Genomic DNA, 25,711 nt, shown 5'->3' with positions numbered 1-25,711 from the left:
CGCGGCGCGACGATCGCAGAAGGCGTCGGCCTTACTCGGCCGGCGCGGAGGAAGCGGCGTCGGGCGCGCTAACGGCCGCCTCGGCCGGGGCCGGCGCGGCGGGCTCGGTGATCGTGACCAGCGGTTCGCTGGGCTTCGCGGGCGCCGCGATGGTCGTGTTGGTCATGGCCTTGGGCAGCTTCGCACCGCGCACGGACTCGGCGATGTTCACCGGCTGCGCCTCGGCTTCGCCGTGCTCGGCGTTGAACTTCATCGAGACGGTCTTCGACACGCCGCGCTCCTCCATCGTCACGCCGTAGATCGCCTTCGCGGCCGAGACCGTGCGCTTGTTGTGCGTGATGATGATGAACTGCGACTCGTTCACGAACTTCTTCAACAGGTCCGTGAACCGGCCGATGTTCGACTCGTCGAGCGGCGCGTCCAGTTCGTCGAGTAAGCAGAACGGCGACGGCTTCACCATGTAGAGCGCGAACAGCAGCGCGACCGCGGTGAGGGTCTTCTGACCGCCCGACAGCAGCGTGATGCTCTTCAGCTTCGTTCCCGGCGGCTGCGCCACGATCTCGATGCCGCTCTCCAGGATGTCCTCGGTCTGGATCAGCTCCAGCCGCGCGACGCCACCGCCGAACAGCGTGTTGAACGTGTATTCGAAGTTCTTCCGGATCTGCTCGAATGTGAGCTCGAACTGCTTCTGCGACGACTGGTTGATCTCGTCGATCGCCTTCACCAGCTCGGCCTTCGCCGTCGTGAGGTCGTTCACCTGGTTCTGCAGGAAGTCGTGGCGCTGCTTCAGCTCGGCGTACTCCTCGATGGCCACGAGGTTCACCGCGCCCATGCTGTTCAGGCGCTGGCGCAGGGCGTCGATCTCGCCCTTCACCGTCGCCCAGTCGGTCTGCTCGAGTGCGGCCAGATCGGCCTCCGTCGGCTCTCCGCGGGCTTCCTTCTTCTTCTTCCGGCGCTTCGCCGGCGCCGCCGCCTGCGTCACGGTTTCACCATTGGCCGCATCCGCCGCGACCGCGTCCGGCGTGGCCTCCGGCTTGGACTCGACCGGCTCGGGCTGCTTCGCCGCGGGCTCGGCATCGTCGTCGTCCTCGTCGAGATCGAGCGGCTTCATGCCCTCGGGCTCGTCCTCGGAACGCCAGATCTGCTGCTTCCAGTCGATCGTCGCGATATCCAGCTGGAACTCGCGGGTGACCTCCTCGGCGATGAACTGCGCGCGCTGGCGGTTCTCCGCCAGCTTCACCTCGTGGGTGCTCAACACGTCGTGCGCGGCATCCGCCTCGTCGCGGACCGCCACCTGGGCCGACTCCAGCCCGTTGATCTCGCGCTCCACCTCGACGAGCTCGGCACGGATCTTCTCCACTTGCTCCTGGGAAACGACGAGCGTCTCGGCCAGTTGCGCGGCGCGCGAACGTTGGCCTTCGGTCTCCTGCTCGAGCCCGGTGATCTGCTCGGTCCATGTCTCGATCTCGTGCTGCCGCTGGACGAGCAGTTCGCTCAACTGCTGCCGGCGCCGCTCCATCTCGCCGAGGCCGCGGTCGAGCACTTCGACCTTCTGGCGACGTTCCGCGAGTTCCAGGCGCGCCTGCCCGAGGGTGTCGCGCTTCACGTCCCGGTCAGTGCGGATCTCGTTCAGTCGGATCTCGAGGGCGTGAATCTTTTCGCGCTGCGCGGTCGCGGTGGCGTCGGCTTCATTCAGCCCCGTCTGCGCCTTCTGCCAGCGCGCCTGGGCCTCGTTGCGGGCCTGCTCCGCGCCGACGATTTCGTTTTCCATCCGGCGCAGCCGGTTGCCGGCATCTTCGACGTTCTTCTGGGCGTTGCGCTGCTCGCTCTGCACCGAGGCGAGGGTCTGCGTGGCCGCCAGCACGTCAGCGCGGCGCTGCTCGACTGCCTGCTCCGCCTCGTTGAGCCGGGCCGAAAGGGCATCGATAACCAGCTTCTGGTCGTCGTGCTGCTTCTGCTCGTCGGCCAGCGCCTTTGCCGTTTCGCGGAGGTCGATCTCACGCTGGAGAATGCTGTTCGCCGAGCGCTTGCTGCTGTGAAAGCCGCCGTAGATCAGACCGCGGCGGTCGACGAGGTCGCCGCGCCGGGTGACCACCGCCAGGAACGGGAACGCCGGGTTGGCCTTCCAAAACTCCAGAAAAGCGTTGAGGTCGTCCGCGATGTAGCACTCGGACAACACGCCCATCGCCGGATGCGGCAGCGTCGGATCCGCCAGCGCCTGCCCCGCGGGCACGAGTCCCGCCGGCAGTTCCGCCGGCGCCATGCCGTGGCCGCCGAGATCGCCCACGCGCAGCACGGCCGAGCCGATCTGCTCGTTCTCCAGCTGGGCCAGGATCCGGCGCGCGGTATCCAGGTCGCTGACACTGATCGCTTCGGCCGCGGCGCCGAGGATCGCCTCGACCGCCTTGCCGAACTCCGGCTTCACCGCGAGGCCCTGCGTAATCGGAGCCACGGGCGTGCCCGCCAGCGCCGCATCGAGCCGGCCCTGCAGCACCGCCTTGGCGCCTTCGCCGAAGCCTTCCCACTTCTCCTGCAATTGCTGCAGCAGCCGCAGCCGCGCCGTGCGCTGGGCCAGCGCGCGGTCGATCTCGGACAGCTTCCGCTGCCCTTCGCGAAACTCCTTCGTGAGGTCCGTGATCGTCTGCTGCGCCACGATCACCTCATTGTTCGCCCGGGACTTCTCGGCCAGCGCCGCTTCGGCGCGCGCGTCGGTCTCCGCGGACAGCTGCTCGGCGGCCGACAGCTGCTGGCGGAGGCCTTCCAACTCCTGCGCGAGCGACTCGTGCCGGTGCGCGCTGGTCTTCTGGTCAACTTCGTAGCTCGAGCAATCCGTGCGCAGGCGCGCCACCGTGCTCTCCAACTGGAGCAGCTGGAACTTCGACTGGTTGAGCTCCTGTTCGAGCTTCGTGAGTTCGCCCTCGACGATCGCCAGCTCGCGGTTGCGCTGCTGGAAGACCGCGTCGCTGCCGCCGAGCAGCTCAAGCTGCAGCTGCTTGTCCTGCGCGCCCGTGTCCACCTGCGCGGTGACTTCGCGAAGCTGCATCTCCAGCTCGCCAAGGTTCGCCCGCGACGAGGCGAGTCGATCCTCGAGGCCCGCGCGCCGGATGTGCGCAAGGTTGCCGGCGTTCTCCGCGGCTTCCTTCTGCGAGCGGACGTCAAACACCGCCTGCTGTGCATCCTGCACCCGCTGATTCAGCCGGCTGCGATGCGCCTTCTTCTCATCCAGCGAGGACTGCTGGTTCTCAAAATTCGAGCGCCGCGCATCGGCATCGGCCCGCAGCGTCGCCACCTTCGCCTCGAGTTCACCGAGGGTCGCCGTCAGCTGCGCGTGATGATAACCGCTCCACCCCAGCGCCAGGTGACGCAGGCGGTGGTTGAGGCGCTTGTAGCGCATCGCTTTCGCGGCCTGACGCCGCAACGAGCCGATCTGACGCGAGACCTCGCCGATCACATCCGCCACGCGCGCCAGATTCTGGTCGGTGAGCGCCAGCTTCTGCAGCGCCTCGCGGCGCTGCGCCTTGTACTTGGTGATGCCGGCAGCTTCTTCGAACACCGCACGGCGTTCCTCCGGCTTTGAGGAAAGAATCTGGTCGATTTGGCCCTGCGCCATGATCGAGTAACTGGTCCGGCCGATGCCGGTATCCATGAACAGCTTCTGAATGTCCTTCAGGCGGCAGGCCTGGCCGTTGAAGAAATACTCGCTCTGGCCGTCGCGGTGGACCCGGCGCGTGATCTCAATCTCGTGAAACTCGCTTCCCAGCTGCTTCTCGCACTCGGTCAGCAACAGCGAAACCTCGCACATTTGCGCCGGCTTGCGCGTGTCGGCGCCCTCGAAGATGACGTCCTGCATCTTACCACCGCGCAACGCTTTGGCACTCTGTTCGCCCAGCACCCAACGGATAGAATCAGCGATGTTGGATTTGCCGCACCCGTTCGGGCCGACGATGGCTGTTACACCTGGCTCAAAGCGCAGCGTCGAGGGGTCCGCGAACGATTTAAAACCATGAAGCTTGAGCGCCTTTAGATACATGCAGCGAGAAAGAGGGGCCATTGAAGGGCGTCGCCCCCACCCCGCAATGGAAAAACCGGAAACGTTGTTCACAGGGCATTCACCGTCCGGCGCGTCATGAAAACCCCGACACCCATCCCGCTTCAGCTCGGCCGGTTGGGCGAATCGACCGTCCGGAAAATTCGGCAATACGCATACGTAGACTTCCTACAGGCACGCAGTCGGCTCTTCGAACGCGACTTACACCATTCAGCTATTTTTCGCTGCTGGCGAATTTGCGATGTCGTGTTGACTATTCGCTACAACTCGGTCTGTTCCCCGCGCCGTGATGCCACCCCCGTCACCCTTTGTCGCGCGCGCCCCCTCCGACGCTCCCCAGCCCACCGGACGTGCTTCGCTTTTCCCGTTCGTTTCCTCCGTCCGCTAATTCTCCCTGTCGCCGGCGGTATTTCGCGACCTGGCGGACAGCCCCGCCCCCCGCCCGCCCCGGCGCTCAGTTTCCCCACCCACACCCATGAACACACCCACCGCCGTTCAGACTCCAGACCGGATCGAGCCGGCCCTGTCGCCTCGCCCCCCTTTGCGCGAACTCGCCCCCGGCGTCTCCGTCCCAGTCGCCGCCTGGAACGACACCTCCACCGCCGTTCTTACCCCGCCGGTCATCGAACTGATCGCGTCTCTCCACCGGCGCTTCAATGAGCGCCGCCGCGAACTCCTCGCCGCCCGTGTCCCCCGCCAGGCCGCCGTGGACGCCGGCGCCTTGCCCGACTTCGAAAACCACAACTCCGAGGCCGCCCACGGCGATTGGGACGTCGCGCCCATCCCCGCCGACCTGCGCGTCCGCCGTGTCGAGATCACCGGCCCGGTCAGCAGCGCCAAGATGGTGATCAATATGCTCAGCCGGAACGCCGACGGCGTCCGCGCCGACACCGCCATGCTCGACTTCGAGGACTCGATGAAGCCGAGCTGGCGCAATGTCATCAACGGCATCCACAACGTCATCGGCGCCGTCGACGGCACGCTCACCTTCTCCACCCCGGAAAAGACCTACCGGCTCACGCCCGACGACATGCCCGTCGTCATGGTCCGCACCCGCGGCCTGCACCTCGATGAGTCCAACGTGATCATCGATGGCCAGCCCGTCTCCGGCGGCTTGTTCGACCTCGCCACCACGTTCTTCCACACCGCCCAGACCCTCGTCCGCCAGGGCAAGACTCCCACTTACTACATCCCCAAGACCGAGCACGCCCTCGAGGCCCGTTGGTGGAACGACCTCTTCGTGGCCGTCCAGGAAGCCGTCGGCCTCCCGCGCGGCACGCTGCGCGCCACGTTCCTTATCGAGACGCTCCCCGCCGCCTTTCAGATTGAGGAGATCCTCTTCGAATTCCGCGAACACGCCGCCGCGCTCAACGTCGGCCGCTGGGACAAGATTTTCTCCGACATCAAGGTGCTCAAGAACCACCCCGACCGCATCATGGCCGACCGCGCGACCATCACCATGCAGAAGCCCTGGATGGACGCCTACGCCAAGCGGCTGATCAAGATCTGCCACGAGCGCGGCGCCTATGCCATCGGCGGCATGTCGGCCTTCACCCCCGGCAAGACGCCCGAGTTGCGCCAGCGCCAGACCGCCAAGGTCACCGCCGACAAGGGCCACGAGTTCTCCATCGGCCACGACGGCTGCTGGGTCTCGCACCCGTACTTCATCACGTACGCCCTCGCGGAGTTCAAAGCCGAGCACCAGCTCGACCGCATGCTCCCGGAGGTCAGTCGCTACCCCGACATCCTCCCGCGCGGCGAAGAGCCCCGCAGCATCGACGGCCTCCGCACCAACGTCCGCGTCGGCATCGCCTACCAGCAGGGCTGGAACAACGACATCGCCTGCGTCTCGTGGGATGGCCTCATGGAAGACCTCGCCACCTACGAGATCTCTCGCGCCCAGACGTGGCAGTGGCTGCATCACGGCGTCACCCTCGCCGACGGCCGCAAGGTCACGCCCGCGCTCGTCGAGCAGGTCTTCGACGAGGAACTCGCCCGCATCGTCGAGGAAATCACCGCCGACATCGGCGGCGGCCAACCCGCGCTGCTCGCGTCGACCCTCGCCTCGTTCCGCCAGGCCGCCGCCGACGCCAGGGCGACCTTCCTCGAGCCGAAGCTCCGCGACTATTTCCGCCAAGCGTCGGACCCGGTGGAGTGATCCCGCCGGCGGCGCCCCACCGCCAGCCCTCTTTCTCTTACTCTTCCTCTTTCTCTTACTCCCCCGATCCGCATCCGCCGTCGCCGCCCAGCGGCGGCGTCCGCGGCGAGGAATGAGAGTAAGAGAAAGATTAAGAGTAAGAGAAAGACTCCCGAGCCGGGAGTCGCAGCCCACACGCCGCCGATCTCGAGAACGAGAACGATTCCGCCCCCAACCTTCCCACCTGGAACCTTCGAACCTGTAACTTTCCACCTACAACCGGCGCGCCAGCGCCGCCCCCACCCCCTCACTCCCCCACACCCATGGACAATGCATCAGACCTCCTCCTTCAGTGGAGCACCAACCCGCGATGGGCCGGTATTCGCCGGACCTATACGCCCCGTGACGTCGTTCGCCTGCGCGGCACGGTCGACATCCGCCACAGCCTCGCCGAACACGGCGCCGCTCGCCTCTGGCAACTCCTGCACACCGAGCCGTTCGTCAACGCCCTCGGCGCGCTCACCGGCAACCAGGCCATGCAGCAGGTCAAGGCCGGCCTGAAGGCCATCTACCTCTCCGGCTGGCAGGTCGCCGCCGACGCCAACCTCGCGGGAAGCATGTACCCCGACCAGAGTCTCTACCCCGCCAACAGCGTCCCCAACGTCGTCCAGCGCATCAACCAGGCGCTCCTGCGCGCCGACCAGATCTGCCACTCCGAAGGCAGCGACAAGACCCACTGGCTCGCGCCCATCGTGGCCGACGCCGAGGCCGGCTTCGGCGGCCCGCTCAACGCCTTCGAAATCATGAAGGCCATGATCGCCGCCGGTGCCGCCGGCGTGCATTTCGAGGACCAGCTGTCGTCCGAGAAGAAGTGCGGCCACATGGGCGGCAAGGTGCTCATCCCGACCGCGCACTTCATCCGCACGCTCAACGCCGCCCGCCTCGCGGCCGATATCTGCAACGTGCCGACGATCCTCGTCGCCCGCACCGACGCGCTCGGCGCGAAACTGCTCACCAGCGACGTCGACCCGCGCGACCAGCCGTTCCTCACCGGCGAGCGCACGCCCGAGGGCTTCTTCCGGATGCGCGAGGGCATCGACCTCGCGATCGCCCGCGCCCTCGCGTACGCGCCGTACGCCGACATGCTCTGGTGCGAGACCTCCACCCCCGATCTCGACGAAGCCCGCCGCTTCGCCGAGGGCGTGCACGCCGAGTTCCCGGGCAAGCTTCTGGCGTACAATTGCTCGCCGTCGTTCAACTGGCGGAAGCACCTCGACGACGCGACGATCGCCAAGTTCCAGCGCGAACTCGGCGCGATGGGCTACAAGTTCCAGTTCATCACCCTCGCGGGCTTCCACGCGCTGAACTACTCGATGTTCGACCTGGCCCATGGCTACGCGTCGTCGCACATGAGCGCGTTCGTCGACCTCCAGCAGCGCGAGTTCGCCGCCGTCTCCCGCGGTTTCACCGCCGTGAAGCACCAGCGCGAGGTCGGCACCGGCTACTTCGACGAAATCAGCACCGTCGTCTCCGGCGGCGAGTCGTCGACCCTCGCCCTCGTCGGCTCCACCGAGGAAGCCCAGTTCCACGTTTGATCCGTCACTCCGCCCTGGCGCTGCCCGCCAGGGCGGAGCCCGCCGTATTCGCGGACGCGAAAACCGCCGCCTGCCTCAGGGCAATGTATTAAAACTGTGGCGACAGTTCCGGCGTCCGCGAGTGTCACGTAATACGTGACATTGGGCAGGTCCTGTTCCCGCGTGGCGGCTCATCTCGCATGGCGCCGCACGAACTCGCCGATGAGATCGGCCGCGAGGGTCGCGTGGGTCTCCAGCAGGAAGTGCCCGGCATCGAACACGTGCGCCTCCATTCTCGGCAGGTCCCGCATCCACGATCTCCGCCAGCTCGAAGAACGCATCATGTCTGCCCCAGAGCAGCAACCCCGGCGGCCGTATCCGCGCGAGGTAGTCGCGGACCGCGTCGAAGCGCGCGACGTAGCGTCCGTAATCACCCACGAGCGCCCGCTGCGTCTGCATCTGGCCCGGCAGGTTCATGACGCGCCAATCCTCGTTCCAATTTGCCGGCGAGATCCGCGCTGCCACCTCCCCCGGCAATCCCGCGACGTACTGGTCGCGCGTGCCTTCGTAGGTGAGATGCGCTGTCGCCGCGGCCTCATGCTCCGGCGTCGGCTCCGCCCAGAACCGCTGCGTCGCCGCCCATTGCGGCCCGAGCCCTTCGCGGTGGGCGTTGGCATTCTGGATAATCAGACCTCGCACCAACTCCGGCGCCTGCATCGCAACGTAAAGGCCCACCGGCGCGCCAAAATCGTGCAGGTAAATGAAGCGCGGTCCCACGTCCAGTCGGTCCAGCAACTCCAGCACCGCGCGCCCATACGCCGGGAACGAAACCTCCGGCGCCACCTCCGACGCGCCAAATCCGGGCAGATCCGGCGCAATCACGAATGCGGTCTCCGCCAATCGCGGGATCACGTCACGAAACGTGCGCGCGGAACTCGGAAACCCATGCAACAAGAGCACGGCCGGATGGGCCGAGTCACCCGCCGCGACGCAAGCCATCTCGTTCCCGCCCGAAAGGCGATGGCGTTGAACTTCTGGTGTGTGCATACCCGCTGCCTCCTGCCTCTCCGACGATCACGCGACACCGATTCACCTCTTTCCCTCAGTTCGCAACTGGCCTATTCCTCCCCCCGCGGTTGCCTTCGGTGCCACAATCGACATCACCAACCGGGCATCGCCGAGGCGCCCCATTCGCTACGCCCTGCTCCTGCAGGGTTGGCTTGTGCGGTTTCGGCGCCGGCGGTGCTTGGGATAGTGTCACCGCATGCGCGACGATACCGAACTCCTCCGCTGTTACGCCGAGCAACACTCCGAGCCCGCCTTCGCGGAGTTTGTTTCGCGTCACGTCGGCCTCGTGTATGCCGCTGCCCGTCGTCGCACCGGCGATGACACCCTCGCGCAAGACGCCGCCCAGCAGGTCTTCACGTCCGTCGCCCGCCAAGCCGCCACCCTCGCCCGCCACCCGTCGCTGGCCGGCTGGCTGTACACCGCCACCAAGCACGCCTCGCTCAACCTCCTGCGCACGGAACGTCGCCGGCTCCGGCGCGAAACGATCGCCTACCAGATGCATGCGTCCGAACCGCCGGGGCTTCCCGCCGTCGCCTGGGAACAGCTACGGCCCGCCCTCGACGCGGCCATGGACGCCCTAAACGCCGCCGACCGCGAAGCCGTGCTGCTCCGCTATTTCGAAAACCGCCCGCTCGCCGTCGTCGCCGCACAGCTCGGCACGTCGGAAAACGCCGCCCGCATGCGCGTCAACCGCGCGCTCGACCGGCTGCACGTCGCTCTCAGTCGTCGCGGGGTCACGTCCACCACCTCCGCCCTCGCCGCCGTGCTCACACTCGAAGCCACGGCCGCGCCCGCCGGCCTCGCCACCACCATGACGCAGGCCGCCCTCGCCGCCGCCGCCACCACCGCGGGCGGCACGCTCGGCGGCAGCCTGCTCGGACTCTTCGCCATGAACAAACTCACCCTCGCCGCGACTGCCCTGGTGATCGCCGGCGCCCTCGCGCCCACCCTCTGGGAGTGGCACAAATTCCGCGGGGCCTCCGCCGAGTTGGCCGACCGCGAGCAGCTCTCCGCCAGCGTGCGCCACGAGGCTGCCGCGCTCTCCGAGCAGGTGACGAAACTCACCTCACCGGATCAGACGCGCGTCGCCGAGCTGCGCCAACTGCAAGCCCGCGCCGCCACCTTGCAGGCCCGGCCCGCCGGCGTGCTGGACTCCGCCATGCGTCCGCCCACCAACGCCGGCACCGCCACCGCCGAAGCCACTTTCGAGACGATGCTCTGGGCGGTCACCACCGGCGACTGGGAGCTGTTCGCCCAGAACTTCGTGCTCGAGGGCGACGCCCTCGCCCAAGCCCAGGCGCTCTTCGACTCCGCCCCACCCGAGATTCGCACCCGCTTCAAATCGCCGCAGGGCCTCGTCGCCCACGTCTGGGTCGACGGCTCGCGGCCCAAGCACGTTGCGTGGGCCGAGCGGATCCAGGTCCTGGACTCGGTGCTCGCCGACGGCCCGGCCACCCGACGCGTCCGCATCTGGCAGCGCACCGGCGACGGGAAGGAAATGGCCAACATCGCCGAGTTCGAGCGCCGCGGGGAACGCTGGATCATCTCGCCGACCGCGACCGCGAAGGCCCTGCAGGTCATCCTCCCGCGCATCGATCCCACCACCGGCGGACTCAAGCCCCGGAAGCCGGGTGATTCATGAAAGCGGCCCTCCTCCTCACCCTCGTGGTCGTCGCCGGCTGTGCCTTTGCCCACTTGCACCTACAGCGCGCGAACGCGCGGCTCACGCACGCGTTGGCCGAGCGGCGGGCAACGGATGCGGCGACGGCCAGCGTGAGCGTCGACAACGCGCACTGGAAACAATACCTGGCCACCGCGGCGATCGACCGCCGCCGCGCCGACGCAGAACTCGAGCACGAGATCACGTCCGCCCGACTGCAGGTAGCCAGGCTTGAGGCGGACGCCGAGACCCAGGCGGCCGCGAAGCGCGAGCACGACCAGGCGCGCACGCTGCGGCTGCGGGCCAACCGTGACTTCACCGCCGGCCCGGTGCTCGTCGCGAACTGCGGCAACGTGGGCCTCTCCACTCCGCTCAACGCGCTGGAGACGTTGGTGTGGTCAGGCCAGCACGCCGACACCTCGCTCGAACGGATGATCTCGGTTTCCGGGCCCGCCCGGGAACGCCTGGAAAACCTGATTGCCACCCTGCCCGCCGCGACGCGCGAGCAGTACCCCACCCCGGAGTCGCTCGCCGCGCTCTTCGTTGCCGACGCCGTGACCAACATCGCCGCGGTCCAGGTCCTCACCCAGATTACGGTCGGTCCCAAGAACGTGGTGCTGGAAATCAGCCACCTTGGGGGCAAGAGCTTCGACCTTCCACTGGTGCAGACCGCGGACGGCTGGAAGGTCTGGGTGGAGCACGCCTCCGCCGCCAAGAAGATCGCCCAACGCCTCCTCGGCCCCACTCGCCCCGCGACCCCGCCTGCAAGTTCGAAACCGTAGGTGGCCAGAAGATCAGTCTCGGGCAGTGCGCACCAACGGGCCCGTTACCCCGCGGCACTTGTCCCGTGCGCCAAGACCGTGGGGCGCCGAGATGCCGTATCAACGATCCGGCGACAACAGCCGCGCGCGTGAGTGTCACGTATTACGTGACACTGCCGCCGCGTCGCACGAGCGATGGCGCCGAAAAGTGTCACGCAATACGTGACACTTTCTGCACCGTCGCCGGCGTCTCGTTGCCCCGGGCCGGTGGAGGTTGAGCGGCTTGGCGCTCTGTCCGTGTCGCCCTCACGTTCACAGCCGCCGCGGCGTGGCCGCATCGACGATAGCGGGTTCGACGCTCTGCGTGGTCATTGCCAGTGCGACCGCGATGTCCTCTGCGCCCACGCTCCCCATCGACTCGCCGCCTCGTCCGCGGCCTACTCCCGCCGCCTGGTGCTTCGCGCTGGGTGCCGTGCTCCTCACCTTCGCGTTTTGCGCAGTGCAACTGCATTGGCGGAGCTATTTCGCCGTCCCGCTTCCCTGGAGCGACTCCGCCCGGTCCATCGCCCGCTGCGCCCTCGCGCTCTCCGTCCCGGCGGTGGCGATGGGCGTGCTGCGCGGGTTGAAGGATCGCTGGTCGGTCCTGGGCGTCACCGTCGCCGCGAGTCTCTTCTGCGCGGCCTATGCGGAGGTGCTCCACACCTGGATCGTCGACCGCGCCAACTTCGACCCCAACTTCCACACCAACGCCGAATGGCAGTGGAATCTCCACAACGCCATCATGGGACTCGAGCGCTGGTGCGCACCGCACGTCTTCCGCTTCCTTCCCGACTGCATCGTTTCGTTCAACTTCTGGCTCACCGGCGACCGCGAGTGGAGCATCCATGTGTTCCGGTTCGGCGCCAATACCGCCTTGTTCGCGATGATCCTCCGGTATGCGCGAGTGTATTTGTCCGTCGTCTGGTCCTTCGGGCCGATGCTCGTCGTCGCGATGCTCTATCCGGTCACCATCTTGAGATACAATGGCCAGTTCACCGATCCCCTCGCCCACTTCAGCCTCGTCGCCGGGCTGTTCTTCCTCGCCAGACGCCACGAGCCCGGTTTCTTCGCCGCCTTCTTCGCCGGCATCCTGGCCAAGGAATCGATCAACCTCCTGGCGCCCTGCCGGTGCTTCCACGGCAATTGGCGACGGTCGTTCCTGCTCGGGTTCATCTACCTGGCCGCCGGCCTCGCACTCACCGTCGCCGTTCGGCGTTACATTCAGGGCCCGATTCCCGTCGCGTATACCTCGATCAGCGGCACTGGCGCCCGTCAGGTCTTCGGCAACTGGGGTGCCCGCGGCATCTGGTGGCCCATGTACGCCGTCACGATCGGCGCCCTGCTCCCTGGCGCCGTCGCGGGCTGGCGGCACATCGACGCCGCCTTCCGCGCGACCTGCGTGACCGTCGTCCTCGGCACCATCGCCTCAAATCTCTTCATCAGCCTCATGTGGGAGGTCCGCAACGTCGTACCTGCCTTCATCCCGCTCGCGATTCTCAACTTCAGATATCTCGAAACGGTCCTGGCGCGGGGGACTGCCACTCCCCGCCTCAACCGGAGCGGAGCATCGCAGGTCACCGCTCCATCGCGCGTCTGATCCGCCAAATACGGTGAACCGCGAACGTCGCGAATGAGCGCGAAGACGCAGGGATCACGCCGGCGGGCGTCGAAAGCCCAGGCTGCGCCGATCGCCTCGGGCTTTCGCGTCGATTTCGCGTCGTTCGCGGTCTTCCCAATCCGCCGTCCCCCCTCCGTCACACGCTGACTCGCGATTTCACCGCGGCGTCCCGCCCGAGGAGCGGCAGCAACTCGTGCCGCCACAGCGTCTCGCGGTGCTGCTCGCGGAAGAAACCGAAGTGGCCGATCCGCTTCAGCCCAAATTCGCGCGGATCCAGCCGGCGGCGCGTCACGCGCGCGTTGACATAAAAGCCGTGCAGCGACGCCACGTTCCGCTCCGACATGAATTCATCATCCGTGAACGACAGCGCGTGCACAGGCGCCCGCATCGCCGCGAAACGGTGCCGCGCGCCGGGCTCGACGCCGACCGCGTACTCAGGATGCAAACACCACCGCCGCCATTGCCGCGCCACGCCGCGCGGGAGGTCGCCCACCATCCGCAGCACGCGCCCGGGATAGTAGCCGCACAACGCGACCGACACCGGCATCGCCAGATACCACAACGCCCACACGTAGTGCCGCAGCGGCTTCGCATTCTCGCGCCAATAGCCGCTGCCCGAGCCGATCGTGATCACCCGGTCCAGCGTCTCCGCCCCCGGCACGAACGGCACGATCTGACCGCTGAGGCTGTGCCCGATCCACGTGACAGGCGCGCCCGCATGCCGGCGCCGCACCGCCGCCAACACCGCGCCAGCGTCGAGATTCGCCCAGTCGAGCACGTTCGTGCGCAGCTTCCGCAAGGAGCCGCGACGCGAGCGTCCGACTCCACGGTAATCAAAGGTCACGACCGCCCACCCGCGCTCCGCCAGCCAGGTCGCCAGCGGCGCGTAGAAGCGCTGCGGCACCGCCATCGCCGGCGCGAGCACGATCGCCCCCCGTCCCCCGCCGCGCGGCTGGAAGAGCGTCGTCGGCACCGGATAGCCATCCGGCGCCACCACCTCGGATTCGCGCGTGAGGACCATCAGGTGGACTTCGCCTTCCGCGTCACACGCTCGATCTCGTCCCAGAGTTCGTCCGGCACCGCCGAGAACGCGTTGAACTCACCTGCGCCTTGCAGCCACTCGCCGCCGTCGATGGTGACGACCTCGCCGTTCACGTACGCCGAGTAGTCGGAGACCAGATACGCCGCGAGATTCGCCAGCTCCTGGTGCTCCCCCACCCGCCGCAACGGGATCCGCGCAAGGGGATTGAGCGTCCGCCGGATGTTCTCCGGGAACAGCCGGTCCCACGCGCCCGAGGTCGGGAACGGCCCAGGCGCGATCGCGTTCGATCGGATCCCGTACTTTGCCCACTCGACCGCCAGCGAGCGCGTCAGTGCCAGCACGCCCGCCTTCGCGCACGCCGAGGGCACTACGTACGCGGAGCCCGTCCAGGCGTACGTCGTCACGATATTCAGAAACACGCCGGGCTGCTTCGCCGCGATCCAGCGCTTGCCCGCCGCCAGCGTCACGTGCGTCGTGCCGTGCAGCACGATGCCGATCACGGCGTTGAACGCGCGCGCCGAGAGCCGCTCGGTCGGACTCACGAAATTGCCCGCGGCATTGTTCACCACGGCATCGATCCGGCCGCAGCGCGCGATCGCGTCGTCGAACAGCCGCTCCACCGCGTCGGCATCGCGGATGTCGCAGGCCAGCGGCACGACCTCGGGGCCGGGCGTCGCCTGGAGGTCCTTCGCCGCCGCGTCGAGCACCTCCTGCTTGCGACTGGCAATGATGAGGCGGGCGCCCAGTTGGCGAAAGTACGCGGCCATCGCCTTGCCGAGGCCGGTGCCGCCGCCGGTGATGAGGATGGTGCGGCCGTCGAGCGCGCCATCGCGCAGCATGGGGTCTAGATGGGACATGGGGGGATAAAGTCGTCGTCCGCCTCGGCCTCTCCGAGGCCGGCAACGCGGCCGCGGTGGTGATCTTCGACGCGAGCGCGCTCGCGCTCCTTTTCCCGGTCGGCATGCCAGGAACGCGGCACGGTCTGCCAGCCCACCACCTTGCCTCCGGTCGGCGGCGGGTTGTGCCAGGTGCCACCGGCGAGATCCGCGGGGCTCATGACTGCACCTCCGCGAGCGGGGCCATCGCGCGGGGCTGCCGCGGCCGAAATGACCAGGTGATGGTGAACAGCGCCACGATCTCGCCCGCGGCGTTCCGGCCCACCGAGCGCACCGGCACCGTGCAGCCTTCGCCGCTGCGCACCGACTCTTCGATCGCGCTCCGCAGCAGGTCGCCATCGGCGCACGTGAACACCGCGACGTCGGTTGCCTTCTTCACAAACTCCGCCTCGCAATGCGTCACCAGCATCGAGACCGACGGCTGCAGCCGATGAAGATGCGCCATGGCCAGCAGCCCCGCCGCCAGCTCACCGCCCATCGCCAGACACGCGAAATAGATCGAGCGAAAGGGATTCTGGGAAAACCACCGGAACGGCACGCTCACCGCACACTCGGTCGGGCTGATCGCGCGCACGCGCAGTCCGGCAAAGAACGCGCTCGGCAACATCCGCAGGAGGTAGAGGCGGAAGCGCCAGCTCTGCGCGAACGCGATGAACTCCGAGGTGGCAGGGCGAACCGCGGTGCTCATTGGACCACGAGGTGCGACAGCGTCCGCGCCCCCTCCTCGTCGTGCGCCTCGTCGGCCGTGCTCTCGAGCGCGATTGCCGCGCCGATCATCTCCGGGGTGAGTCCGAACGCGTCGACCAGTCCCACCGCCTCGCGGCGGATCGACCGGTAGAGCCGCAGGGTCTCGCGCTGCATCGCCGCCAGCTGGCTCGCGCCCACAAAGCCGCGCGCCGTCAGCCACGCGCCCGCCGCCTGGATCCGATCCAACGCGAACAGCACGCAGAGATCGGTCAGCACCGCACGCGCCTTCGCGTCGGGACACGCTCGAACCCCCGCGACAAAGCGCTCGTGCAGGAACGCCTCGGTCCAGGCGTCCACCGCCTGCACGGCCTGAATCTGACAATCCAGGAAGGCAGCCGCGGTGTCCTGCCCGCGCTTGCGGCCGGCGCGGATCGCCTGCCCCAGCTCGAGCAGGCTGAGCCGCGCCCGCTGCGCGAGAATCGAACGCTGCCACTCCAGCGCTGTGACGCTGCCACGCCGGAACCAGCGTGCCGGCAGCGAGCGCCATCCCAGCCAGCTTTTCGCCTGCTCCCGCGCGATGCGGCCCGCGCCGCCCGGCCGCCTCAGCTCCTGCTGCAGTTCGCCCAGGAGGTTTCGCGCGGCGAGCTGACGCAGCACGGTGTTGTCGCCTTCGAAGGTCGTGAAGATGTCGGAGTCGGACTTCAGGCCGGGCAACCGGCTCGACGCCATGAAGCCCTCCGCGCCGCACGCCTCGCGGCACCGCTGCAGCGTCGTCGTCGCGTGATCCGTTGCCCATGCCTTGAAGGCCGCCGCCATCGTCTCGACGGTCCTGCCGTCGCCCTCACCGCGCGCATAACGCTGCACGAGGTCGGCGCGGGCAAACCAGAGCGCGTAACTCGCCGCCAGGTGCGGCAGCAGCCGCGCCTGGTGCGTGGGATAATCGAGCAGCAGGATCTCCGGCTCGCCCGGACGACCAAACTGCCGGCGCCGCGCCGCGTAACGCACCGCGATCGTGAGGCCGGTCTTCGCCGCCGCCATCGCCGCGCTACCCACGGCGATGCGTCCGCCGACGAGCGTCGCGACCATGGCGAAGAACCGCGCGCCAGCGTTCTCGATCGCGCTGGTGTACGTGCCGTCGGGCGCGACCTGGGCAAAGCGGTCGAGCATGTCGCTGCGCGGAATCCGCACCTGGTCGAACCACAGCTTGCCGTTGTCCACGCCGTTGAGCCCCATCTTGAGCCCGTTGTCCTCGATCGTGATCCCAGGCAGCGGCCGGCCCGAGGCATCACGGATCGGCACGACAAACGCGTGCACACCCAGGCGCTCGCCGTGGATGATCAGCTGGGCGAACACGGTGGCGATCCGGCCATGCCGCGCCGCGTTGCCGATGTAGCTCTTCCCCGACGCGTAGTTCGGACTGTGAATCGTGAAGGTCTGGGTCGCCGCATCGTACGTGGCGGTCGTCTCCACCTCGCGCACGTTCGAGCCGTGTCCCAGTTCGGTCATCGCGAAGCACCCGGGCAGTTCCAGCGCGATCGTCGGCGGCAGGTACTTGGCGTGGTGCGCCGCGGTGCCGAGGTGCAGGATCGATCCGCCCCACAGCCCAACCTGTACGCCGAACTTCGTGAACAGGCTGAGGTCGTGCGACGCCATGATTTCCCCCGCGGCGAAGAAGCCCTCGGGGTCGCCCTTGCCTCCCGCCGCCGGCGGGAAGAACAGGCCGCTGTAGCCGGCGCGGGCGAGGGTGCGACACCAGCGCAGCGTCCGCTCGCGCGCGTCCGCCACCGACTCTTCGGTGGTCACCGGTGCGAACTCCGGCTGCGAGAGCAGTTGCCGCAGCTGGTCGCGCATCTCCGCCCGGTTGCCGTCGAGGTAGCGGCGCAGGACGTCAGGGGCGAAGGAGCTGATTTCTGCCAGGGGTGGATACTCGGGGGAACGGGACATGGTCAGGAGGCGGTTGAGACTGCGACGTCCGCGGTACGCGCCGCCGGAGCGGCGGCCACGGGCCGACGGGGAGATGTGGGTTCGGAATAGAAGGCGCCCTGCCGGCGGCCCATTTCGACGAGCAGCTGACAGGGGGCAAAGTACGGCGCGACGGTGGCGGCGAGGTGCTCGAGCCGCCGCACGACCTCAGCGATGCCGAGCGAGTCGGCATAGCGGAGCGGCCCGCCGCGGAACGGCGCCCAGCCGGCGCCAAAGATCAGGCCGAAGTCCACATCCGCCGACTCGGCCACGACGCCCTCCTCGAGGCAGCGGGCGCCTTCGTTCACCATCAGCAGCGTCATCCGATCGAGCCGCGTGGCATCGTCCTGACGGGCGGCGGCGCCGGGGGCGTGACCCGGCACCACTTCGGCGTTCGGCTGTTCGCGGGCGCCCTTCTTCTCGGGGAAAACGTAGAACCCGCGGCCGGTCTTACGGCCGAGCCAGTTCTTTGCGATGAGACGCTGCAGGAGATCGGTGTCCACCGGCACTGGGTGCGGCAGCCGCCGCGCGAGGTCGGTGGCGACGTGCTGCGCGATATCGAGCCCGACTTCGTCCACGAGCCGCAGCGGGCCCATCGGCATGCCGAAATCCAGCATGATCGCGTCGATCCGCTCGATCGAAACGCCCTCGAGGAACAGCCGCACCGCCTCGGTCATGTAGGGCGTCAGCACCCGGTTCACCAGGAACCCGGGACGATCGGCCACGAGGACCGGCAGCTTGCCGATGCGCTTCACGTAGCCGAGCGCGGTCGCCACCGCGGCATCGGAGGTGCGCTCGCCGCGGACGACCTCGACGAGCTGCATGCGGGCCACCGGATTGAAGAAATGGATACCGACCACGCGCGAGGGATCGCGCAGCCCCTCCGCAATCGCGTCGATCGAAAGCGCGGACGTGTTGGTCGCCAGGACGGCGTGCGGAGCAGCCCGACGCTCGAGGTCCTGGAAGAGGCTGCGTTTCGCCTCGAGCTTCTCGACCGCGGCCTCGACCACGACGTCCACCGGCAGCGGCACGCCGCCAGTCGTGGGCACCACGCGATCCATGCCCGCCATCGCCTCAGCCTCGGTGATTGAGCGCCGCTTCGCCGCGCCGCGGAACAGGTCCCGGATCGTCGCCAGCCCGCGGGCGAGCGGCTCGTTGCCGATGTCCTGAAGCAGCACCCGCAATCCGCGCGCGCTCGACCAGTGCGCGATCCCCGCACCCATCACGCCGGCGCCGACGACCGCGATCCGTTCGACGTCCCGCGGCCCCGCGCCCCCGGGGGCCGCAAGCTTCTTGGCCCGCTCCTGCAGGAAGAAGATCCGCATCAACTGCTGGCACTCCGGCGTCTGCGTCAGGCGAACGAACGCCGCGCGTTCCAAATCGAGCGCCGCGTCGAGCGGCAGCCCCAGGCTGCGCGTGGCGACATCAATCGCCGCCAGCGGCGCGGGATACAGCCCGCGCGTCTTGGCGAGGAGCTGTTTGCGGGCCTGACGTGCCACGATTGCGCGCAACACGGGGCGATTTTCCCATGGCGTCGCGGCCGGCCGCCGCTTGCCGCGCGCGAGCAGCCGGCGCGCGGCGTCGAGCAACTGCTCGCGCGCGACAACCTCGTCGACGAGCCCGAGCTTCCGCGCCTTGGTGCCGACGACCTGCTTGCCCGGGAGGATCAGCCCGAGCGCGGCCGGCAAGCCGATCAGCCGAGGCAGCCGCACGGAGCCGCCCCAGCCGGGCAGGATGCCGAGCATCGTTTCCGGGAGGCCAAGCTTCGTGCCGCTGTCGTTCGAGGCGACGCGCCAGTCACAGGCGAGTGACACCTCCAAACCGCCGCCGAGCGCAAGACCGTGGATCGCGGCGACCGAAGGCACCGGGAGCCGCTCCAGCCGTGTGAACACCTGCTGACCGAGGCGGCCGGTGCGCTCCATCGACGCGGCGGAGGAGTCGTGCGTGAGCGACTGCAGGTCGGCGCCAGCGAGGAAGATCTTCGGCTTGGCGCTGAACAGGATAACGCCGCGCAACGCCCGCAACTGCTCGAGGTAAGCGAGGTGCGCGTCGAGTTCCTGCAGGGCGGGGACGTCGAACACGTTCGCGGACGAATCAGGGCGGTCGAAGGTCAGCAGGCAGACGCCGTCAGCGGCGAGGGTGCGCGTGATGTTGCTCATGGCGAGGGGTGAGACGCCGGCGAGGCGCGGGAACGTGGGGAATCGAGGGAGAACCGAAAGCGGAGGCGGTGGGGAATAACGAAGGCGGCAGACTCGGCGGCAATCGACCCGCGTGAGACGTGGCGGTATCGCGAGCGCGGCAGCGCGACGGCCGGCTCAGGCGGCCTCGAGCCAGAGCGCGCCGCCCTGGCCGCCGCCGATGCAGAGGGAGACGACGGCGTTCTTCGCCTTGCGGCGGCGGAGCTCGCGAACGGTGGAGAGCACGAGCCGCGCGCCGGACGCACCGACCGGGTGGCCCAGCGCGATGGCGCCGCCGTTGACGTTGAGTTTCTCGAGCGGGATCTCGCCAAGCTCGCGGTCACGGCCGAGATACTGGCGGCCGAAGTCGGTCGATTGCGCGGCGGCACGGCAGGCCAGGACCTGGGCGGCGAAGGCCTCGTTGATTTCGACGAGGTCGGCCTGGTCGAGCCGCAGGCCGGTGCGCTGCTCGAGTCGGCTCATGGCGTACACGGGGCCGAGCCCCATGCGCGCCGGATCACAGCCGGCGTACGCGTAGCCCACGATGCGGCCGAGCGGCTGGAGCCCGGAACGGGCGAGCGCGGTCTCGCTCATCAAGAGCAGTGCGCCGGCACCATCGGTGATTTGGGAGGAATTGCCGGGCGTGACGCTGCCGCCCTGTTTGACGAAGACCGGCCGCAGCTTCGCCAGAGCCTCGCGACTCTGGTTCTCGCGCACGCCGTTGTCGGCCTCGACGGCGATCGGTTTGCGGCTCGTGTGCGGAAAGACCGGCACGGTCTCGTCCTTGAAATATTGCTGGCGCGCCGCGGCATGGGCGCGCTGGTGGGAGAGCAGCGCGAACTCGTCCTGCTGGTCGCGCGAGATTGCCCATTCGCGGGCGAGCACCTCGGCGGTCTCACCCATGTTCATGCCGCACACCGGATCGTTGAGCCCGAGCAGGAGGCTGATGCGCGGGGAAAAATCCTTCGGCCGAAACGCCAGCATCGCCCTCACCCGGCTGCCGAGGGATTTCGCCCGGGCGAGCGTGCCGAACTTCCGCGCCGTCTCCGGGCGGTAGAGCAGCGGGTAGTTGCTCATGCTCTCGGCGCCACCCACGACAAACACCTCGCCCTCACCGGCGGCGTGCTTCTGCGCCGCCTGCGTGATCGCCTCGAGACCGGAGGCGCAGTTGCGCGAGACCGTAATCGCGGGGACCGACTGCGGGATGCCGGCGCGCAGGGCGATCACACGGCCGACGTTCGCGGCGTCGGCCGGGTTGCCGACGCAGCCGATGACGACGTCGTCGATGGTCGAGGGATCGATGCCGGTGCGGGCGAGCAGCGCGGCGACCGCGGTGCGGCCGAGCTCGGTGGCGTCGGCGTCGGCAAGGGTCGTGCCGGCCTTGGCAAAGGGCGTGCGGACGCCCTCGACGATGTAGAGGGGGGATTTCATGTGGGAACGCGACGCGGGGGGCGTCTGGTGGAACCGGCGAAAGCGAGCCGGCGCGTGTGGTGGGAAAAGCGAATCGCACCAAATGAGCGAATATTCGCTCGTCAAACCGAAATCCGACTTTTTTCGCCGAAAGTGAAGCCGTGCGACGGCGCGCACGGCTTCACTCTGTGGGGCTCGAAGAGGCGCGGGCAGACCGCCAGGCGCGCCAGCTCGGCTCAGCGTCCTCAGTCGCCTCCCAGTGATCAGTTTAGTCCGTCTACTTTCACTTTCACCCTCACTTTCACTCCCGCCTCCCTTTCACTTTCACGCCCCTTCACTCACTCCCTCATTCCTTCATTCCCTCACTCCCTCGGCGATCGACGCCGCTGGCGGCGCCGATCGCCGCGAGCGCCGCGATTGCCTCGATCTCGCGCTGGCGGCGCTCGGTCTTGGCGTGGAGGACGGGAGCTGCCGCGCGTTCGGCGCAATCCGTGAGGGGGCAGCGTTCGCACGTGGAGCCCACGACGCGGCTCGGCACGGCGGAATCGTTCCAGAACGCGAGCATGCGCTTCAGCGCTTCGTCGACGCGGAAACCAATACTCACACAGGACAGCACGTCGCTGCCCGGCCCCTGAGAATAGGTGACGGACAGGTTGAAGAACTCCTCGTCGGTCGCGTGGTCGCGCGTGCGTTGCGCGTGCACGATGGGGCCGTTGGCGAGCCCACCCGCCTCGAGGCTGAGCAGCGCCTGCACGGCGAGCACGCGGCGGCAGTAGTGCTCCTCGTCCTTGATGCTGTGGGTGCCGTGAATGCCGTGGTACTGCAGTTCCTTGCCGATCGAGACGTGCGGAGTGCCAAGACGGCGGTCGAAGCGGATGAAATACATCTGCTCCAGCGCGAACAGCCGGGGGAGAATCTGCGTGAGCCGGTGGAAGAGCATCTCCGGCGTCGACTGGTACTTCTCGAGGATAGCAACGAGCACCTCGCCCTCCCAGCGCGCGAGCGAGAAGAAGCGCCGCAGGTCGCCCTCGAGCAACGTGCGATTCAGCAGCAGCGCGCCGGCGAAGTACGAAGCGCGGAAGTTGTCGATGAGCTGGGGATACGACTCGACCTTGACCAGCGGAGAGGTCGTCGGCCCGGGGTTCAGCCCGAGGTAGCGGGCACCGATCTCACGCGCCACGAGGAAGGCCTGCTGCCATTCGCTGAGCCGGGAGTTCAGGTACAGCCGGCGGGAGTCGCCGTTGGTCGAAACCGCGCGCAACCGCTGGAGGTCCGGATGGGTCGCCAGCATCGTGTCATCGATCGAGTACTTGTACTCTTTGATGAGGCAGGTGCGGAGCTGCTTCATGTCGGGCGTCGCCCGGCGCGGCCAGCCATGCGCGGCACGAAACGCCTCCGAACTCACCTCCAGGTCCTCGAAGTAGTTGTGATTCTGCTCCACGTAGGAGCGCATCGCCGCGAGCAGCAGGTCGTCCATCTTCACGTCGAACCGCCGCGCAATCGTGAGGAGGGTGTCGAAGAGGGCGCTGATCCGCTCGGGGTCACTGGACGCAATGGCGACGAGGTCGGCGGGCGAGAGTCCGAACACGTGCAGCGGCAGCGCCTGGAGGAGTCCCGATTTCAGGAGGGCGGCGAGGCGGTCGAGCTGCGGTCCGAGCTGGAGCGAGACGAGTTCGTCGTAGCTCGTGCCGAGAGCGTTGGCCAGGGCGGCAATCTTTTCGGGCTTGGGGTACTTTTTGCCCTTCTCGATCTCATTGAGGTACGAGGTGGTCAGGCCGGTGCGCTCCGACAGGTCCTTGAACGAGAGTTCGCGCGCCTTGCGGAGGCGGCTCAGCTTCAGCCCAAGGATGAACCGGAGGTTCTCCTTGTGCGGCAGGACGGCGGCAGCGGCGGCGAAATCAACGGAGGTGGCGGAGGACATCAGGAAAATCAGGCGGCTTGGGGGACGGCGGGGACGCGGGAGCGAACGTGGACCGTGACGACGCAATGAGCGCAGACCTCGCCGCTCGCGTCCTGCAGATCGAGGCGAAAATCCCGCTCAGCGCGGCCGGTCTCCTCGAGCTCGGCCCGCAGCTCAGCCACCTCGGCCGGTTCAACCCGGGCCGTCGCATATAGCGTGGACCGCCCCTGGCGCCGAAAGCTGATGCGCGCGGCCCGCACCCAGACCTGGTGCCGGCGGCCGAGCTGCGCGGACACGAGCAAAGCGTGGAGCGGGTCGACCGCGGCGTAGATGGCGCCGCCATACAGCGTGCCGTTGAGGTTGCGCGTCGCCCGGCCCAGCGGCAGTGCGATGCGCATTTCCGTGTGATCGGGCGCGAGATAAACGACCCGGGCGCCGGTGCGGCGGTACGCGGGGAACCAGTTGATTCGCCAGCGCAAAAAGCGGGACTTCCAGGTTTCGGCCATGTGGGGTGGCTCAGGGGTGAGGGGCGCGAAAAGCTGCGGTACCGATGCATGCCGGTCAAGAATTCGCAACTTTTAGCGAATATTCGCTTGCAAAGCCTCCTTCGCTGACTTCGGTGCACGCCGTTCCCCCGCCGGCCCCCACCCGGCTTAGTTCCCCACCCTACACCCACACCCACGCGTCTGACCCGCTGCAGCCGTCCTTCGGGCACCGGCCTGCAGCCGCAGGGTCAGTTGTTCCCCCCCAATGAACCCCACCCGTTGTGTTGTGCTCCGGCATGCCCGGACGCTCATCGTTGCGACCAGCCTCCTGCTTGGGCTCGGTCTGGCCCCTACGATCCAGGCGCTGCCGTTCAAAGCCGGCCCGGTCTCCGGCAGCTTCGACAGCACCTTCTCGCTCGGAGCGATCTATCGGCTGAACGATCCCGATCCCTGGCTCTACGGCACGTCGAACGGCGGCTACGCCAACTCCGTCAACGGTGACGACGGCAATCTCAATTTTCCGAAAGGCTGGGCGTCCGAGGTCTTCAAGGGCACGCACGAGCTGAGCCTGAAATACGGCCCCCACCTCGAAGGCTTCGCCCGCGTCACGTATTTCTACGATTATGAGGTGATGGATAAGGACCGTCGGCACCTCCCGCTGACGGACGAGATCAAGGACCGCGCCGGTCGCCGCGCCGACCTGCTCGACCTGTACGGCGTGTACCGCTCGGAGATCGCGGGCCGTCCCTTTGATTTCCGGATCGGCCGCCAGGTCCTGAGCCTCGGCGAGAGCACGTTCATTCCGAACGGCATCAACGTCGTGAACGCGGTCGACGTCTCCAAGCTTCGCGTCCCCGGCGCCGAGCTGCGCGAGGCCTTCCTCCCAAACAACCTCGCCAAGGTGTCCTTCGGCCTCACCCCGAATATCAACCTCGAGGCGTTCTGGCTGCTCGAGTTCCGCCGCACCGAGACCGAGCCGGCCGGCACGTTCTTTTCGACGAACGACTTCGCCCCACGCGGCGGCCGCAAGGTCATGCTCGGGTTCGGCGCCCTGTCCGATCGCAGTGAGCTGGGCGCCATCCCGCGCGCCAACGACCGAGACGGCGGCAACTTCAACCAATACGGCGCCGCCATGCGCATCATGGCGCCTGGGCTCAAGGACACCGAGTTCGGCCTGTACTTCATGAACTACCACAGCCGGCTGCCGATCATCAGCGCCGTCACGCCGACCGCCGGGGTCAGCGCGCAGCTGGTGCAGACAACCGCCTCGAATCTCGCGACCCAGAATCTCGCCCCGGGCATGATCGCCGCCGGCTACCCGCCCGCCGGCGTGCCCGCCGCGTTGCAGACGCTCCTCGGCGCCGCGCTCACCGGGGTGCCCGCCAGCGCGCTGCCCGCCACGCTCCAGCCCTTCTACCCCGCCGCCACCACCATCGCCAACGGCGCGCGCCAAGTCGGACTGCTGACGGCCGCGCACGAGGGCCGCTACTTCATCGAGTACCCGGAGGACATCAAGATGGTCGGTGCCAGCTTCAACACCGACCTCTCCCGGCTCGGTATCGCCTGGCAGGGCGAGGTCGCCTACAAGCATGGCGTCCCGCTCCAGGTCGATGACGTCGAGCTGCTGTTCGCCGCCCTTTCCGCCCTCGCCCCGCAGTTCGGCGCAAACAACCAGATTGGCAACTACCTCGGCCGCTATGGCACGGAGATCCCCGGCTACCAGCGCGAGGATGTCTGGTCCGCCCAGACGACCTTCACGAAGGTCCTCGGTCCCACGTTCGGCTCCAGCCAGGTCGCCCTTGTCGCCGAAATCGGCGGCATGTGGGTTCCCAACCTGCCGGACAAAAACGTCCTGCGCTTTGAAGCGCCCGGCACCTTCACCAGCGGCAACCAGGCCGCGATGGTCGGCACCGGCAGCACCCTTCCGGCCACCCCGGGCAACGCGTTTGGCGACAAGTTCTCCTGGGGCTACCAGGCCATGGCGCGTTTCGACTACAACGACGTCTTCGCCGGAGTGAACATCTCACCGAGCCTCGCGTTCTCCCACGACGTCCAAGGCAACACGCCGTACCCGCTCGGCAACTTCGTCCGCGGACGCAAGTCCCTCGGCGTCGCCGTCGAGTTCACCTGGCAGAACTCGTGGTCGCTCGAGCTGCGCTACCAGAATTTCTTCGGTGCCAAGCGCTACAATCTCCTCGCCGACCGCGACTTCGTTTCCACCACCGTGAAGTACTCCTTCTGATCGTT

Annotated in this window: 17 protein-coding genes; 6 read left to right on the top strand and 11 right to left on the bottom strand. The window is 67.9% G+C overall.

The window, feature by feature from the left end; translation table 11 throughout:
• Positions 1-31: 31 nt before the first annotated feature.
• Entirely contained in the window at positions 32-4,030 is a 3,999-nt protein-coding gene (gene smc, locus DB354_RS21600; RefSeq protein WP_107837705.1) for a chromosome segregation protein SMC, read from the bottom strand.
• A 493-nt stretch (positions 4,031-4,523) separates the two neighbouring features.
• Here smc and DB354_RS21595 point away from each other — a divergent pair, with 493 nt between their 5' ends.
• Both DB354_RS21595 and aceA read left to right on the top strand, forming a co-directional pair.
• Positions 4,524-6,206, top strand: a complete 1,683-nt coding sequence (locus DB354_RS21595; RefSeq protein ID WP_107837704.1) for a malate synthase — start codon at positions 4,524-4,526, stop codon at positions 6,204-6,206.
• 302 nt (positions 6,207-6,508) lie between these two features.
• Positions 6,509-7,780, top strand: a complete 1,272-nt coding sequence (gene aceA / locus DB354_RS21590; protein ID WP_107837703.1) for an isocitrate lyase — start codon at positions 6,509-6,511, stop codon at positions 7,778-7,780.
• A gap of 75 nt (positions 7,781-7,855) precedes the next feature.
• On the opposite strand, the gene DB354_RS21585 is transcribed toward aceA, so the two are convergent.
• Positions 7,856-8,806, bottom strand: coding sequence for an alpha/beta fold hydrolase (locus tag DB354_RS21585; protein ID WP_199226903.1), 951 nt, complete (start codon positions 8,804-8,806; stop codon positions 7,856-7,858).
• 217 nt (positions 8,807-9,023) lie between these two features.
• On the opposite strand from DB354_RS21585, the gene DB354_RS22860 reads away from it, so the two are divergent.
• The 3 genes from DB354_RS22860 to DB354_RS21570 all read left to right on the top strand — a co-directional run bounded on the left by DB354_RS22860 (position 9,024) and on the right by DB354_RS21570 (position 12,884).
• Positions 9,024-10,469, top strand: coding sequence for a sigma-70 family RNA polymerase sigma factor (locus tag DB354_RS22860; protein ID WP_107837702.1), 1,446 nt, complete (start codon positions 9,024-9,026; stop codon positions 10,467-10,469).
• Complete coding sequence (locus tag DB354_RS21575) at positions 10,466-11,269, top strand: hypothetical protein (protein WP_107837701.1); 804 nt, start codon at positions 10,466-10,468, stop codon at positions 11,267-11,269. The genes DB354_RS22860 and DB354_RS21575 overlap by 4 nt, the downstream gene beginning before the upstream one ends.
• Before the next feature lie 367 nt (positions 11,270-11,636).
• Positions 11,637-12,884: a hypothetical protein gene (locus tag DB354_RS21570; protein WP_146180365.1), complete on the top strand. Its 1,248-nt coding sequence runs from the start codon at positions 11,637-11,639 to the stop codon at positions 12,882-12,884.
• A 157-nt stretch (positions 12,885-13,041) separates the two neighbouring features.
• Here DB354_RS21570 and DB354_RS21565 read toward each other — a convergent pair whose 3' ends face one another.
• From DB354_RS21565 to DB354_RS21525, 9 genes are all read right to left on the bottom strand, one after another.
• A complete protein-coding gene (locus tag DB354_RS21565) occupies positions 13,042-13,926 on the bottom strand; it encodes an alpha/beta fold hydrolase (protein ID WP_107837699.1) in 885 nt (294 codons plus the stop codon).
• On the bottom strand, positions 13,926-14,804 hold the full coding sequence (locus DB354_RS21560; protein ID WP_107837698.1) for an SDR family oxidoreductase: 879 nt from the start codon (positions 14,802-14,804) through the stop codon (positions 13,926-13,928). The genes DB354_RS21565 and DB354_RS21560 overlap by 1 nt, the downstream gene beginning before the upstream one ends.
• Positions 14,792-15,004 (bottom strand): hypothetical protein, encoded by a 213-nt coding sequence (locus DB354_RS21555; protein WP_107837697.1) that lies wholly within the window; start codon positions 15,002-15,004, stop codon positions 14,792-14,794. Before DB354_RS21555 ends, DB354_RS21560 begins: the two co-directional genes overlap by 13 nt.
• Complete coding sequence (locus DB354_RS21550; RefSeq protein ID WP_107837696.1) at positions 15,001-15,531, bottom strand: DUF4442 domain-containing protein; 531 nt, start codon at positions 15,529-15,531, stop codon at positions 15,001-15,003. Before DB354_RS21550 ends, DB354_RS21555 begins: the two co-directional genes overlap by 4 nt.
• Positions 15,528-17,474 (bottom strand): acyl-CoA dehydrogenase, encoded by a 1,947-nt coding sequence (locus DB354_RS21545; protein WP_107837695.1) that lies wholly within the window; start codon positions 17,472-17,474, stop codon positions 15,528-15,530. The genes DB354_RS21550 and DB354_RS21545 overlap by 4 nt, the downstream gene beginning before the upstream one ends.
• Positions 17,475-17,476: 2 nt before the next feature.
• Entirely contained in the window at positions 17,477-19,651 is a 2,175-nt protein-coding gene (locus DB354_RS21540; protein WP_107837694.1) for a 3-hydroxyacyl-CoA dehydrogenase NAD-binding domain-containing protein, read from the bottom strand.
• 156 nt (positions 19,652-19,807) lie between these two features.
• Positions 19,808-21,100, bottom strand: a complete 1,293-nt coding sequence (locus DB354_RS21535; protein ID WP_107837693.1) for a thiolase family protein — start codon at positions 21,098-21,100, stop codon at positions 19,808-19,810.
• A 325-nt stretch (positions 21,101-21,425) separates the two neighbouring features.
• A complete protein-coding gene (locus DB354_RS21530; protein WP_107837692.1) occupies positions 21,426-23,000 on the bottom strand; it encodes an XRE family transcriptional regulator in 1,575 nt (524 codons plus the stop codon).
• An 8-nt stretch (positions 23,001-23,008) separates the two neighbouring features.
• A complete protein-coding gene (locus tag DB354_RS21525) occupies positions 23,009-23,485 on the bottom strand; it encodes a DUF4442 domain-containing protein (RefSeq protein ID WP_107837691.1) in 477 nt (158 codons plus the stop codon).
• 244 nt (positions 23,486-23,729) lie between these two features.
• Between DB354_RS21525 and DB354_RS21520 the strand changes: the two genes are divergently transcribed.
• A complete protein-coding gene (locus tag DB354_RS21520; protein WP_107837690.1) occupies positions 23,730-25,706 on the top strand; it encodes a DUF1302 domain-containing protein in 1,977 nt (658 codons plus the stop codon).
• Positions 25,707-25,711: the final 5 nt, after the last annotated feature.

Source organism: Opitutus sp. ER46, from assembly GCF_003054705.1.
Lineage (GTDB): Bacteria > Verrucomicrobiota > Verrucomicrobiia > Opitutales > Opitutaceae > ER46.
This window is presented reverse-complemented; position numbering and strand designations above follow the sequence as displayed.